At 76.7% G+C, this 13467-nt stretch carries 13 protein-coding genes; 6 read left to right on the top strand and 7 right to left on the bottom strand.

Annotated elements, in window-relative coordinates; translation table 11 throughout:
- Positions 1-216 precede the first annotated feature (216 nt).
- On the bottom strand, positions 217-648 hold the full coding sequence (locus PH190_RS15700) for a MarR family winged helix-turn-helix transcriptional regulator (protein WP_274232462.1): 432 nt from the start codon (positions 646-648) through the stop codon (positions 217-219).
- A 68-nt stretch (positions 649-716) separates the two neighbouring features.
- Here PH190_RS15700 and PH190_RS15695 point away from each other — a divergent pair, with 68 nt between their 5' ends.
- Positions 717-1349: a maleylpyruvate isomerase family mycothiol-dependent enzyme gene (locus tag PH190_RS15695; protein WP_274232461.1), complete on the top strand. Its 633-nt coding sequence runs from the start codon at positions 717-719 to the stop codon at positions 1347-1349.
- 77 nt (positions 1350-1426) lie between these two features.
- The gene (locus PH190_RS15690; protein WP_274232460.1) at positions 1427-1864 is read left to right on the top strand and encodes a hypothetical protein; all 438 of its coding nucleotides are present in this window, start codon (positions 1427-1429) and stop codon (positions 1862-1864) included.
- Positions 1865-1883: 19 nt separating this feature from the next.
- Here PH190_RS15690 and PH190_RS15685 read toward each other — a convergent pair whose 3' ends face one another.
- A complete protein-coding gene (locus PH190_RS15685) occupies positions 1884-2459 on the bottom strand; it encodes an HD domain-containing protein (RefSeq protein WP_274232459.1) in 576 nt (191 codons plus the stop codon).
- On the bottom strand, positions 2456-3646 hold the full coding sequence (locus tag PH190_RS15680) for a TauD/TfdA family dioxygenase (protein WP_274232458.1): 1191 nt from the start codon (positions 3644-3646) through the stop codon (positions 2456-2458). The genes PH190_RS15685 and PH190_RS15680 overlap by 4 nt, the downstream gene beginning before the upstream one ends.
- A 123-nt stretch (positions 3647-3769) precedes the next feature.
- Between PH190_RS15680 and PH190_RS15675 the strand changes: the two genes are divergently transcribed.
- Positions 3770-4681, top strand: coding sequence for a LysR substrate-binding domain-containing protein (locus PH190_RS15675; RefSeq protein ID WP_274232457.1), 912 nt, complete (start codon positions 3770-3772; stop codon positions 4679-4681).
- A 16-nt stretch (positions 4682-4697) separates the two neighbouring features.
- Here PH190_RS15675 and PH190_RS15670 read toward each other — a convergent pair whose 3' ends face one another.
- On the bottom strand, positions 4698-5579 hold the full coding sequence (locus PH190_RS15670) for a type II CAAX endopeptidase family protein (protein ID WP_274232456.1): 882 nt from the start codon (positions 5577-5579) through the stop codon (positions 4698-4700).
- A gap of 141 nt (positions 5580-5720) precedes the next feature.
- On the opposite strand from PH190_RS15670, the gene hrpB reads away from it, so the two are divergent.
- Both hrpB and PH190_RS15660 read left to right on the top strand, forming a co-directional pair.
- Positions 5721-8165 carry an ATP-dependent helicase HrpB gene (hrpB, locus tag PH190_RS15665; RefSeq protein ID WP_274232455.1) on the top strand — a complete coding sequence of 815 codons (2445 nt, stop codon included), beginning with the start codon at positions 5721-5723 and terminating at the stop codon, positions 8163-8165.
- Between the two features lie 21 nt (positions 8166-8186).
- On the top strand, positions 8187-9233 hold the full coding sequence (locus PH190_RS15660; protein ID WP_274232454.1) for an SEC-C domain-containing protein: 1047 nt from the start codon (positions 8187-8189) through the stop codon (positions 9231-9233).
- 18 nt (positions 9234-9251) lie between these two features.
- Here the strand turns inward: PH190_RS15660 and PH190_RS15655 are convergent, their stop codons facing one another.
- The 3 genes from PH190_RS15655 to PH190_RS15645 all read right to left on the bottom strand — a co-directional run bounded on the left by PH190_RS15655 (position 9252) and on the right by PH190_RS15645 (position 12521).
- On the bottom strand, positions 9252-11861 hold the full coding sequence (locus PH190_RS15655) for an ATP-binding protein (protein ID WP_274232453.1): 2610 nt from the start codon (positions 11859-11861) through the stop codon (positions 9252-9254).
- 82 nt (positions 11862-11943) lie between these two features.
- The gene (locus PH190_RS15650) at positions 11944-12114 is read right to left on the bottom strand and encodes a hypothetical protein (protein ID WP_274232452.1); all 171 of its coding nucleotides are present in this window, start codon (positions 12112-12114) and stop codon (positions 11944-11946) included.
- Positions 12115-12251: 137 nt separating this feature from the next.
- Entirely contained in the window at positions 12252-12521 is a 270-nt protein-coding gene (locus tag PH190_RS15645) for a DUF2277 domain-containing protein (protein WP_274232451.1), read from the bottom strand.
- 104 nt (positions 12522-12625) lie between these two features.
- Here PH190_RS15645 and PH190_RS15640 point away from each other — a divergent pair, with 104 nt between their 5' ends.
- Positions 12626-13453 carry an SCO6745 family protein gene (locus tag PH190_RS15640; protein WP_274232450.1) on the top strand — a complete coding sequence of 276 codons (828 nt, stop codon included), beginning with the start codon at positions 12626-12628 and terminating at the stop codon, positions 13451-13453.
- The last annotated feature ends 14 nt before the right edge of the window (positions 13454-13467 follow it).

Raw genomic sequence — 13467 nt, 5'->3', positions numbered from 1 at the left:
TGGTCGTCACGGGGGGGTAGGGCGGGCGGCTGGTTCACGGGCACCTCGGGTGGACGGCGGAGCGGGCTCGCGACCGGTGCCGGCCGCACACGGGGAGCAGCGTGCCGCGCGGCCCCGTTGGCTCCCGGTTCGTTTCCCGGGCCCCATCGGGTCGGCAGCACGCGGAACCCGGGTGTCCGCGCCGGGCGGCGATCACACCGGCGGGGTCGTGCCGCCTCACCGCCACGGGTCGGTGATCTCCCGCAGGTCGGTGAGGATGCGGCGCAGCTGCGCCATCCGCCGGGCGCCGAGGTGGGCCTCCCACTCCGCCTCCACCCGGGCCACGACCGCCCGCGAGGCCTCGACGCTGCGGTGACCCCGCTCGGTGATCCGGACGAGACGCGCGCGCCCGTCGTCCGGGTCGGGCACGCGGTCGACGTAGCCGAGGCGCTCCAGCTGGTCGACCAGGAACGCCGTGCTCTGCTTGGTGATCCCGGCCTGGCGGGCGAGGTCGCTCAGCCGGCTCCCGTCGGGCGCGATGCGCTGGAAGACGCGCGCCTGGGACGGGGTGAAGTCGAAACCGGCGGCGGCCAGCTCCTCGAACACCCGCGTCTCCATCGCGCGGTAGGGCAGGTACAGCAACACCCCGGTGTTGAGGTCCTCGGGCACGTTGACGAGCGTACGAGATGGTCAGACACTCTGACCTGTTTGGTCAGTCTCTCTGACGGGATCAGGGCATGGACGTCGACGCGAAGTGGCGGATGATCAGCGAGCAGCGCGTGGTGCTGGCCGACCTGGCGGCGGCGCTCCCGGCCGGGGACCTCGACCGGCCCTCGCTCTGCGGACGATGGCGCGTGCGGGACGTCGTCGCGCACGTCGCCTTCACCCCGCGCTCGCCCGGCCTCCCGCGCATCCTCGCCGCGGCGGTCCGTGCCCGCGGCGACTTCGACGAGGTCAACCGCGTGATGGCGGTGGGCCACGCCGACCGGCTCGGGGCGGGCGTCGCGGCGGAGCTGCGCGCGGTCGCGCCCCTGCGGGACAAGCCGGCGATCACCACGCTCGACAACCTCGTGTTCGACACGCTGGTGCACGTCCAGGACGTCGCCCTGCCCCTCGGTCTCGAGGTCACGCCCCCGCTGGACGGCCTGCGCGCGGGCGCCGAGCGCGTCTGGCGCATGGGCTGGCCGTTCTGGGCCCGACGACGCCTGCGCGGGCTGCAGCTCGTCGCCACCGACACCTCGTGGGTCCGGGGCGACGGCGAGCCGGTGCACGGGTCGATCCGCGACCTCCTGCTCCTGCTCACCGGCCGCACGCAGGCCGCCCTGCCCCGTCTCGAGGGCCCGGGCGTGCGGCGGCTCGCCACGACCTGACCGTGCTCGACGGCGGGCCCGGGGGAGAGGAGCATGGCCGGGCCCATCCCGTACCCGCAGGACGAGGCGGTGACCGCGTGCCGAGGTTCAGCTTCCGGCTCGACGTGCGCGACCCGCCCGACCAGGTCATCGGCGCGATGGTCGACTTCTCGGAGCGCCGCCCGGAGATCTGGCCGAACCTCACCCCGCGGCTGTTCCGCGTGCACTCCCTGGGCGACGGCCACGCCGACGTCACCGAGGGGACCGCCCTGCCCGGCGTCGACATCTGGGAGCGCGTCAGCTACGAGTGGACCGACGCGGTGGTCCGCGGCGTGCTCACCGACGGCCGGATCTTCGCGCCGGGCGGCACGTTCGAGATGCACGTCGCGCCGCACGGCACGGGCAGCCGGATCACCGAGACCTACGACCGGCGGTCGCGGACCCTGCTCGGGCGGTGCCTCGGCGCGGTGTTCCAGGTCAGCGGCGGCGCGCCGATCAAGCGCTCGCTGCGGCAGGTCTACGGCGTCCCGGGCTGAGGGTCCCCACCGGAGGTCCTCACGTGAGGTCGGGAGCGTGGACGCGCTCGGGGTGGAACACGCGTCGGACCAGGGGCTCGAAGAACTCCAGCGGCTCGGTGGGGTAGTCGGGGTCGAACGAGTTCTGGTCGTAGTGCGCACAGAAGTCGACGCAGGCCTGGTACCAGGGGTGGCCGGCGTAGCGGTCGCGGGCATCGGGGTCGGCGCCGACGTGGTGGAACCAGTGGACGCCCTGGAACACCCCGTGGTGGCGGAGGATCCAGTGGTTGCGCTCGGAGACGTACGGGCGCACGACGGCCGCGACGACCTCGGAGTGGTTGGCCGGCGCGAGCACGTCGCCGACGTCGTGGACCAGGGCGCAGACGACGGTCTCCTCGTCCTCGCCGGCACGGTGCGCGCGGGTCGCGGCCTGCAGGCTGTGCCCGAGGCGGGTGACCCGGTAGCCGGTGTGGTCGTCCATGGCGCGCAGCCACCCGAGCACGCGGTCGGGGAACCGGGCCAGCTCGGCCTGCTCGTAGCGCTCGAGCAGCGCGTAGTCCGCGGACGTGCCGTCGGCCATGGCGGTGAAGGTGACGGTGGGCAGCTCGCCGGTCACGCGTCCTCCTGCGGCTGGGCGGGCAGCGGCCGGTGCTCGCCGCGCAGGACGCGACGGCGGGCCAGGAGGTCGTCGACGTCCATGTAGACGTCCTGGAGGTGGCGGGCGCCGCTGGCGGGGTCGTAGGGCAGACGGCCGTGCAGGACGCGGTGGGAGTGCAGGGTGAGCAGGTCGCCGTCGCGGGCCGGGAAGGTGGCGCGGTACCGGCCGGAGTCGATGATGGACCCGAGGTGCCGGTACGCGTCGTAGAACGCCTCGACCTGCTCGAAGGGGACGGCGAGGGGTTGGGCGAGCTGGTTGGAGAACCGCAGCAGCCGCACCTCGCCGTCGGTGTCGAGCGCGACCATCGGGTTCTCGGCCCACGTGTCCTCGTCATCGCTGAACAGCTGGAACGGCACGGGGACGCGGGTGAGGGTGTCGAGGTGGTGCGGGGCGTCGCGGCGCAGCTCGGCGAGCGCGGCCCACCCGTCGACGAGCGTGGACTCGCCCCCGGTCGCCCGGTTGGTCAGGAAGTGCAGCAGCTGGATCGACGGCGGCCAGTCGTAGCTGGGCATGTCGGTGTGGGGCTTGAGCTCGCCGGGGGTGTGGGCGACGTTGTAGCCGGCCGGGTCGTGGTGGACGTCGTGGACGCGCTGGAAGGCGACCTCGCGCACGTGACCGATGGCCTGCGCGAAGCGCTCGACCTCGTGGTGCTCGGACGGGACGCCGGTGACGACGGCGGCGCCGTGCTCGCGGACGGCGTCGAGGTAGGCCAGCTGCCCCGCGGTGCTGCCGACCACCTCGGCGTGCGGGAACCGGGGCGGCTCGCCCGCGGCCTCGGGCCACAGGGTGACCGTGGGTCGTCGGGCGGCGCGTGCGGCGGGGGAGTAGTCGTGGCGGCGCAGCCACGCCGGGGCGTACGTCGCGGCCCGGCGGTCGTTCCACAGCACCTCCAGGCCGCGGTCGTCGTCCCACGACGCGGCCGTGGGCGCGATGCCCGGCGGGATGGACGGCGTGAACAGCCGCCGCTCGCCGCTCTGCCGGACGCGGTCCTCGGCGGCCCAGCTGTTGTCGCGCAGCCACACGTAGTGGAAGTGGCGCCGGCGGCCGTCGAGGACGACGGCGAGGCTGCGCTCGCCGAGCTCGAGGGTGCCGTCGGCGGGGACGTCGGCGCGCGTGGTGGTGTCGGGGCCGAGGGTCTGGCTCACCGGGTGGTCTCCTGCGGTCGTCGAGCGGGTCGACCCTCAGCCTCACCCGCGACGAGGGCGAACTCAAACGACGGGATCCACCTCTGAGACCCCGAAAAGGTGTGGCTCGCCTAGTCTCGAACCGTGCGTGACCCGCTGCCCCCGTTGCCCGGCGTGCAGGCGTTCGAGGCCGCGGCGCGGCTCGGGAGCTTCGCCGCCGCGGCGGGCGAGCTGCACCTGTCGCCGGCCGCGGTCAGCCAGCGGGTCCGGTCGTTGGAGACGCACCTCGGGGTCCCGCTGTTCGAGCGGCTCGCGCGCAGCGTGGAGCTCACCGAGCTCGGCCGCGCCTACCTGCCGTCGGTGCGCGAGAGCCTGGACGACCTCGCCGTCGCGACCGGCGGCCTGTTCGCCCCGGCCCGTCGCGAGCAGCTCACCGTGCGGACCCAGGTGTCCTACGCGACCACCTGGCTCGCGCCGCACCTGCACCTCTTCCGGGCCGAGCACCCCGAGATCGACCTGCGCCTGGTGTCCGCGGTCTGGTCGGAGGCCCTCACCCTCGGCGAGGTCCACGTCGACGTCCACCAGGGCCGCGGCGCCTGGCCCGGCGTGCACGCCCGCCTGCTGCACCACGACGACGCCGTGGTCGTCCACGGCCCCGGGCACGTCGAGCGGTACGGCCCGGTCCGCGACGCCGCCGACCTCGCCGCCCGGCCCCGCGTCCAGGTGCTCGGCTTCGACGACGTCTGGCAGCGCCTCCTGCCGACCGGTCCCGCCGGTCCGGCCATCACCGTCGACACCACGGTGGTCGCGCTCGAGCTCGTCGCGGCGGGCGACGCCAGCGCGGTGGTGCCCGAACGCTTCGCGCGCTCCGCCGTCCGTGCGGGACGGGTGGACCTCGCCCTGGCGGAGGCGTTCCCCATGCGCCAGGCCCACTACCTGCTGCGACCCGTCGACGACCCCCGGCCGTCGGCCCAGGCACGGGTGTTCCTCGACTGGCTCGCCGACCTCGACGACCACGTGCCGGCCCTCCCCATGCCGGCCGAGGACGGCGGCTGACCGGCGGTGCCGGGGCTCAGGCCGGGGCCGCGGCGGGCGCCCGGTCGTCGCGCCGGGGCGGTTCGCGGAGGTCCGACCAGCGACCGCGCGAGACGACGACGGCCACGACGACGAGCAGGACGCAGACCAGGATCCCGGACTCGCCGACCCAGAGCGTGGCGCCCTCGCCGCTCGAGGCCCCGTCGAAGGGGACCTGGATGATCACGTTCCAGGCGCTGTGCGCGAGCACGGCCGGCCACACGCTCCCGGTCTCGAGCCGCATCCGGGCGAGGAAGAAACCGAACGACGTGATGGCGACGAGGATCAGGACGCTGGAGAGCAGGCGGTTCGTCCCGGCCGCGTAGAAGCCGCCGAGGACCATCGGGAGGTGCCACACGCCCCAGATCAGCCCGCTCGCGAGCACCGGGCGCGGCACGCCGGCGTCGATCAGGCGCGTGAGCATGTAGCCCCGCCAGCCGATCTCCTCGCCGGCCGTGGACAGGCACGTGCCCCAGACCGCCACCAGGAACATCGACGCGACGCCCACGGCGACCGAGCCGACGGTGCCGGTGAAGCCCGCGAGGCCGGTCGCCCACGCGGTGCCGTACGCGATCGCCCCGACGACGATCGGCAGGACCGCGGCGGCGACGAACCACGGCACGATCCGGCGCGCGGGCCCGAACCGGAACGAGACGTCGACGAAGCCCTCGCGCCGGACCAACCGCGTGACGACCGATGCCAGCGCGGGCGTCAGCATGAGGACCCCGATCGACACCGCCGCGGACGCGGGGTGGGTGAACGCCCACACGTTGATCACGAGCGAGGAGGCGACGATCAACGACAGGTACATCGCCAGCCCGCGCCGGGCGTTGCCGCGCACGCCGCCCGCGGCGACGGACCGGTCGACGGTCTCGGTCACGGCGTCCCCCTCACGTCGGTGCCGAGCGAAGTGTCGACGCGGCGTGAGCGGAGTGTCCATCAGCCGCCACCCGAACGGCCCAGCAGTTGGCGGAAATCTGACACGGAGCGGGATCCGGCGACGGCTGGTAGACCGGCAGGTGTGATCGACGAGGTCGACCTCGACCTGCCGGTGCGCGCGGCGCTGCCGGAGCTCGGGGCGGCGCTGGGCGAGCGCGGGGCGGCCGTCCTCGTCGCCCCGCCCGGCACGGGCAAGACGACGCTGGTGCCGTTGGCGCTCGCCGGGTCGGTCGGTGGGCGGGTCGTCGTCGCCGAGCCGCGTCGGGTCGCGGTCCGCGCGGCGGCCGCGCGCATGGCGTGGCTGCTCGGCGAGGCGGTGGGCGGGCGGGTCGGCTACGCGATCCGCGGCGAGCGGCGCACCGGGCCCGACACCCGGGTGGAGGTCGTGACCACCGGCCTGCTCGTCGCCCGGCTGCAGCGCGACCCGGAGCTCGCGGGCGTCGACGCCGTCGTCCTCGACGAGTGCCACGAGCGCCACCTCGACACCGACCTCGCGCTGGCCTTCGCCGCCGACGCGCGGGCCGCCCTGCGTCCCGACCTGCGCCTGCTGGCGACGTCCGCGACGGCCGCCGCCGACGACCTGGCGGTGGCCCTCGACGGTCCCGTCGTCACCGCGCCCGACCCGCTGCACCCCGTCGACGTCGTCTGGAGCCCGCCGCCGCGCCCCGTCCCGCCGCCGCGCGGGATGCGGGTGGAGCCGGCCCTGCTCGACCACGTCGCGACGGTCGTGCGGCGCGCGGTGATCGAGACGGCCGGTGACCTGCTCGTCTTCCTGCCCGGTCGCCGGGAGATCGACGAGGTCGCCCGGCGCCTCGGCGACGTCGGCGCCGAGGTCCTCTCGCTGCACGGCGGGCAGGACGCGGCGCACCAGGACCGGGTGCTGGGCGGCTCGACCGACGGGCGCCGCGTCGTGCTGGCGACCGCGATCGCCGAGACGAGCCTGACCGTGCCGGGGGTGCGGGTCGTCGTCGACGCCGGGCTGTCCCGCCGCCCCTGGACCGACCACGCCCGCGGCCTCGACGCCCTGGTCACGGTCCTCGCCTCGCAGCCCTCGGCGACCCAGCGCGCCGGGCGCGCGGGTCGGGAGGCGCCCGGCACGGTGTACCGCTGCTGGTCGGAGGCCGAGCACGCGCACCGCGACCGCGACGACGCACCCGAGGTGGCGCACGCCGACCTGGCCGGCTTCGCGCTGCAGCTCGCGCGGTGGGGCACCCCCGACGGCGCGGGGCTCGCGCTGCTCGACCCGCCCCCGGCCACCGCGTTCGCCGTCGCGCGGGAGGTGCTGCGCGGGCTCGGGCTCGTCGGGGGCGCTGCGACGGGAGGACGTCCGGGCGACGAGGGGCGGATCACCGAGCGGGGGCGGTCGGTGGCCACGGCCGGCGTCCACCCCCGCCTCGGTCGGGCGCTGCTCGACGGTGCCGAGGCCGTCGGGGCGGACGTCGCGAGCGAGGTCGTGGCGCTGCTCGCGGCGGACGTGCCGGGCGACACGGACGACCTCGAGGAACGGCTGCGCGCGGCCCGGAGCGCGAACGACCCGCGGTGGCGGGCGGAGGTCCGCCGGCTCCGGCAGGTGGACGGGCTGCCGCGTCGTGGCCGCCGCTCGGGGAGCGCGGCGACGGTCGTCGCCCTCGCCTACCCCGACCGGCTCGCCCGTGCCCGCGCTGCCGACGCGCGCGAGTACCTGACGACCGGTGGCACCGGGGTCGAGCTCGCCGCGGGGTCGCGGCTGCGGGGCAGCCCGTGGCTCGCCGTCGCCGACGCGGTGCGCGGGCCGGGGGACCGGGTCGCGCGGGTGCGGCTCGCCGTCCCGATCGACGAGGACCTCGCCCGGGAGGCCGCCGCGGGCTGGTGGCGGGACGACCCGGTGGTGGCCTGGGAGGACGGCGACGTGGTGGCCGAGCGCCGCGAGCGTCTGGGCGCGATCGTGCTCGCGCGCCGTCCCCTCACCGACCCCGACCCGGCGGCGGTCGCGGCCGCGGTGCGCGACGGCCTCGCCGCGGAGGGGCTCGGCCTGCTGCGCTGGGACGACGCGGCGACGGCGCTGCGGGCCCGGCTGGCGTTCCTGCACGCGGCGCGCGGCGACCCGTGGCCGGCGGTCGACGACGCGTCCCTGCTGGCCCGGATCGACGCGTGGCTCGACCTCACCCGGGTGCGCCGCCGCGCCGACCTCGCGCGCCTCCGCGTCGCGCCCGCGCTGCGCCACCTCGTGCCGTGGGCGGAGGCCGGCCGGCTCGACGAGCTCGCGCCCACCGCCGTCACGACCCCGTCCGGGCACCGCGTCCGCGTCGACTACACCGACCCGGCCGCGCCCGTCGTCGCCCTCACGGTCCAGCGGGCGTTCGGGTGGCAGCGGGCGCCGGTGCTGGCGGGCGTGCCCGTCGTCGTCCACCTGCTCTCGCCCGCGGGACGCCCCGCGGCCGTGACCGCCGACCTCGCCTCGTTCTGGGACTCCGGCTACCCGCAGGTGCGCGCCGAGCTGCGCGGGCGCTACCCCAAGCACGCGTGGCCGGAGGATCCGCGGCGCTGAGCCCGCGACTACGGTGCGGCGGTGGCCCCGCTGCTGACCTCGGACGACCTCGACGCCATCGGCGCCGCCGTCCAGACCGCGCGGGACCCGCGGGCCCACGCCGACGAGCTGGTCGCCGCGGTCGACGGGGGCCGGCTCGCCGACCCCGGCGACGCCGGCTACGCGCTGAGCCTCGCCGCGGAGGCCCGCGAGCGCGCCGGCGACCACGAGGAGGCCCTCGCCCTCTCGGCCCGCGCGGCCGACACGGGCGGCGGCACCCTCGACGCGTCGTGGCTGGCGGCCCACCACGCCGAGCGCCTGCTCCGTCTCGGCCGTGAGGACGAGGGCATGGCGGCGCTCGCGACGCTGCGCCCCCTCCTGCACCGCGACGCCGACGCCGTGGGGCCGGTCGCCGAGGCGCTCACCGAGACCGGGCGCGGCGAGCTGGCCGAGCAGTGGCTCACCGCCGCCCTGCTCACCGCGGTCGAGCGCGAGGACCGCACGACCGAGGGCTCCGACGAGGAGCTCGAGGTGTCGGAGGTGGTGGACGAGCTGGTCGTGACGCGCCGCGACGTGCGCGCCGCGCTCGGCCTCGCCCCGGACGAGTACGACGTGCTCGCCGACGACCTCGACGCCGCCCCCGACCTGGTGTTCTTCCCGGAGGCGGCGTTCGCGCAGCTGCTCGCCGCGCAGCCGTCGGCGGCCGAGGAGTTCGGCCGCGACTGGGACGCCCACCGCGCGCTGGTCGAGGGCGAGCTGCAGGCCGCGGACGCCGAGGGCGAGGTCCTGGAGGTCGAGGTCGCGACCCCGGAGCTGCTGGCCCGGATGCTGTCCGACGGAGCGGACGGCGCCGACGCCACCGAGCCCACACCCGGCCCCCGCCTGCCCTGGCCGCCGGGGCGCAACGACCCGTGCTGGTGCGGGTCGCGCGCGAAGTACAAGAAGTGCTGCCTGCCCCGCGGCCGCGACAGGGCCGACGACCCGCCGGCTCCCGCCGAGCCCCCGGCGCCGCCGCCGACCCCCACGACGTCGACCTCGTCGGAGCGCGTGATCTCCCGCCGCCCCGGCCCGCGGACCCGGGCGCGCTGAGCGACGAGGACACCGGGGTCAGCGCGACGGGATCTCGATGTCTCCCTGCGCCGCCGCCGCGACCGCCTCGCTGCGGCTGGACACGCCGAGCTTGGCCAGGACGGCGGAGACGTGGTGGTCGACGGTGCGCACGGACAGGACGAGCTCGGCGGCGATCTGGGCGTTGGTGCGCCCGCGGACGAGCCGGACGAGGATGTCGAGCTGCCGCTCGGTGAGCCCGTAGGGGTTGGTCCGCGTGGTCGCGACCGGCCCGCGCGGCACGACGGCCACCCCGAGCTCCCGCAGCCGCCGGCGGACCCGGGCGGCGGCGGGGACGGCGCCCAGGTCGTCGAGGATCGCCAGCGCCCGCCGGGTGGCCTCGACCTCGTCGGACCCGGCGAGCTCGAGCGCCTCCTCGTACGGCTCGCCGCGCTCCCGCCACCGCACCGCGGCGCCCGCCCAGTCCCCGCGCAGCCCCGACGCGAACGGCTCCGGGCACCCGTCGGGCACCGGCACCTCCTCGCCGAGACGGGCCCGCCAGCGCAGCACCTCGGCGCGACGGACCGGGACGACGTCGCCGGCGGCGAGGTCGTCGAGCCTGGCCAGCGCCCGCCGGGCGCGCGCGCCGTCCCCGCCCAGCCACGCGCTCTCGACCTCGGCGAGCAGGGCGGGCACCAGCTCGAACCGGCTGTCGGTGCGGGCGGCGAGGTCGAGTGCCCACGCCAGCACCTCCTCGGCATCGTCGGAGCCGCGACGCACGAGCAACCGGGCGAGCCACGGCAGGCCGAACCGGGTCGCCATCGACTCCCCGCCGTCGCGCTCCCCGACGACCCTCCGCAGGCCGGCCTCCGCGGCGGCCCACTCGCCACGCACGGCCTGGCAGCGGTACCCGTGCGCGAGCAGGTGGTCCGCGTAGATCCCGAGCTCGCGCTCGCGGGTGTACCCGAGGCCCTCCTCGACGACATCGGCGACCTCGTCGAACCGCCCGAGCACACAGAGGTGCCGGGCGGCGAGGATGTAGGTGTACATGACGAACACGTGGTGGCCGACCGCGACGGCCAGACGCCGGGCCTCCTGCAGGTCGGCCGTCCCGTCCGGGGCGTCGAGCAGGAGCCGCTGGCTCCCGCGCATCATGCGGGGCAACGCCTCCACCGGGGCGACGCCGAGCCGCTGCGCCGTCCCGAGGGCGGCGTCGGAGATCGCGAGAGCCTCCTCGTGCCGCCCCGCCTCGGCCGTCAACCAGGCGTGCCAGGACAGCGCGACGGCCAGGGTCGGGCCGTCGCCCGAGGGTCCGAGCAGGTCGACGGCGCGGCGGGCCGCCCGTGCCGCCTCGTGTGGCCGCAGCAGCGACCAGAGGATGGGCCCGAGCGGGACGAGGGCCTCCCCGAGCGCGACCGGGTCGCCGAGCTCCTCGCGGATGCGGACGGCGGCCTCGGTGGCGGCCAGGGCGGGGGCCTGCGCGTCGATGCTCTGGTGGGCGGTCGAGCACGCGAGCAGCAGCGCGGCGTGGTCGGCGGGGGCGAGGAGGTGCGAGCGGTCGAGGACGTGCTCGAGGAGCGCGATCTCCTGGCGGAAGCTGCCCACCCGCCCCGCCGCCCGTGCGGCGGCGGGGCCGTGCTCGACGACGGCGTCGTCGTCGCCCGCACCCACGGCGTGGTGCACGATCCGGGCCGGGTCGCCGTCCGGTCGTGCCCGCAGCGCCGCGAGCACGTGCGCGTGCAGCGTCATCCGCCGGCTCGCCGGGAGCGTGTTCTCGAGCGCGTGGCGGGCGAGCTCGTGGCGGAACGCCACCGCGTCGGGACGGACCTCGAGCATGCCGGCCCGCTCGGCGGGTTCCAGCACCTCGAGGCCGCCCAGCAGGGTCCGCGCGAGGGAGAGCTCCGCCGCGCCGGGGACGACCGACAGCTGCTCCAGCGCGGCCTGCGTGTCGTCGTCCAGCCGTCGCACCCGCGCCAGGACCGCGTCCACCACCGTCGCCGGGACCGTGGTGCCCGGTCCGGTGCCCGAGGTGGCGAGCACCTCGGAGACGTAGAACGGGTTGCCGCCGGTCAGCCGGTAGAGGTTCGCCGAGGTGAGGTGCGTGCCCCCGGCCCACCGCGTCACCGCGGCACGGGAGAGCCGGACGAGCGCCACCCGGTGCACCGTGGGCCCCGAGAGCGCGCCCAGCACCCGCCGCAGGGACTCGCCGACCTCCTCGTCGCGGAAGGTCAGCACCAGCACCGACGGCGCCGACGCGAGGCGCCGCCCCACGTGGCGGAGGACGTCGAGCGTGGCGTCGTCGGCCCAGTGCACGTCCTCGACCACGAGCACGGTCGGGCGCGCGGGGTCGGCGAGCTCCGCGAGGGTCGCGGCGAGGACGGCGTCGCGGTCGCCCTCGCGCAGCGCCCGGTCGAGGCGGTCCGCGCCGTCCTGCGCGACGTCGCGGAGCGGGCCGAGGGCCCGCGGGGAGAGCAGGTCGTCGCAGGCCCCGAGCAGCACCCGCGCCCGGTCCCGTGCCCGCTCGAGGAACGACCGGACCAGGGTGGTCTTGCCGATGCCGGCCTCGCCGGACAGGAGGACCACGGAGCCCCCGCGGCCGGTGACCGCGCGCTCGAGGCGGTCGAGCAGGAGGTCGAGCTCGGCGTCACGTTCGAGCAGTGCCACCGCCATCGCACCCACCCCCGCGCCGACGCTAGGGGAGTCGCCCGAGCGGCACCAGCAGGTCCGGCGAGCCACCGGCCGGGGACGGTCGTCAGAGCCCGGGCAGGATCGCCCCGAGATCCGGGGCGAAGCGGTGGACCCCGCCGACCACGTAGAACACCAGGAGCGCGGCCAGCGCCACCAGGCCCCGGGCCCGGACCCGCACGCGCTCGGCCCGCGGGCGCGGGTGGTCGTGGTCGGTCTCGCGGGTGGGGGCGGACATGTCGATCCTCCCTCTCGGTGCCGACGCCCGTCGTCGACCTCGATCGGTTGGACACGACGGAACGCGGGTCCTCACGCGACCGCGGACGTGAGCCCGGGCACGGCGACGGTCCCGGCCGTCGCGGCCGCGGTCGGTCGTCAGCGCGCGTAGCGCTCGCGGGCCCGCTCCCGGGCCTTGGCCGCCTCGACCTCGCGGTCCTTGGGCGGGGCGGTGGTGACCAGCTCGTCGAGCAGCGTGCGGGTGCTCGCGGTGATCTCGGCGACCGCCCGGGCGAAGGCCGCCTCGTTGGCCTTCGAGGGGCGTGCGGCACCACTGATCTTGCGCACGTACTGCAGGGCGGCCTCGTGCACCTCGCCGTCGGTGGCCGGGGGCTCGAAGTTGTGCAGGACCCGGATGTTGCGGCACATGCTGCGATCGTGCCCCACCGCGGGACGGCGCGAGACCCGGTGTCGAACACCGGCGGGGCCGGTTCGTCGTCGTGGTGAGGGCCCACCGACGAGGGAGAACCGCCATGACCACCACCGCCCGGCGCCTGCACGAGCTCCTGGAGCCGATCTGCCTCGTCACGTTCTTCGCGGCCGAGTGCGACGAGGAGCTGGCGGCGCTCGGCCACCGCACCTCCTGGGACGGCTACTTCGCCGGCCGCGCCGCGCCGCTCGGGCGGGTGCCGGCGGAGGTCGTGCACGCGGCGTTCTACAGCTTCGCCGACGGCGAGGTCGCGCGGCACATCCCGAGCGCGTGGGAGACGGTCCCGCCCGAGGCGTCCCTCGCCGCCCGGCAGCGGGGCAGCGTGGCCTCCCTGCGGCGCATCCTCGGCGACGAGCTGGCCGACTCACCCGGCCTGGTGCGCGCCGCCGACCTGACCGCGAAGGCCGCCACGAGCGCGCCCGTCGAGGGCCGGGTGATGTACGCGGGGATGCGCAGCCTGCCGGTGCCGGGCGACCCGGTCGCCCGGCTGTGGCACGCCGCGACCATGCTGCGCGAGCACCGCGGGGACGGGCACGTCGCCGCCCTCGTCGGCGCGCGGATCGGCGGCACCGAGGCCCACGTGCTGTCCGCGGTGGACATGGGCATCCACCCGCCCGAGTCGTTCGGGCGCCTCCACCACCTCCCGCGGCGGCGGCTGGCCGCGGTCATGGACGGCCTGCGACGGCGCGGGCTCCTCGACGCCGACGGCCGGTTCACCGACGCCGGTCGTGCGACCAAGGACCGCGTCGAGGCCCTCACCGACGAGCTCGCCGCCCCGCCCTACGACGCCCTGTCACCGGCCGAGCTCGACGAGCTGGTCGGCGCGCTCGCGCCGATCACCGCGACGCTGGTGGCCGCGGGCTCGCGGTGAGGGGCGCGTGAAGC

The sequence above is a fragment of the Actinomycetospora straminea genome (genome assembly GCF_028737255.1).
Taxonomy (GTDB): domain Bacteria; phylum Actinomycetota; class Actinomycetes; order Mycobacteriales; family Pseudonocardiaceae; genus Actinomycetospora; species Actinomycetospora straminea.
Note: the sequence above shows the minus strand (reverse complement) of the source record. Positions and strands in the feature narration are given on the sequence as shown.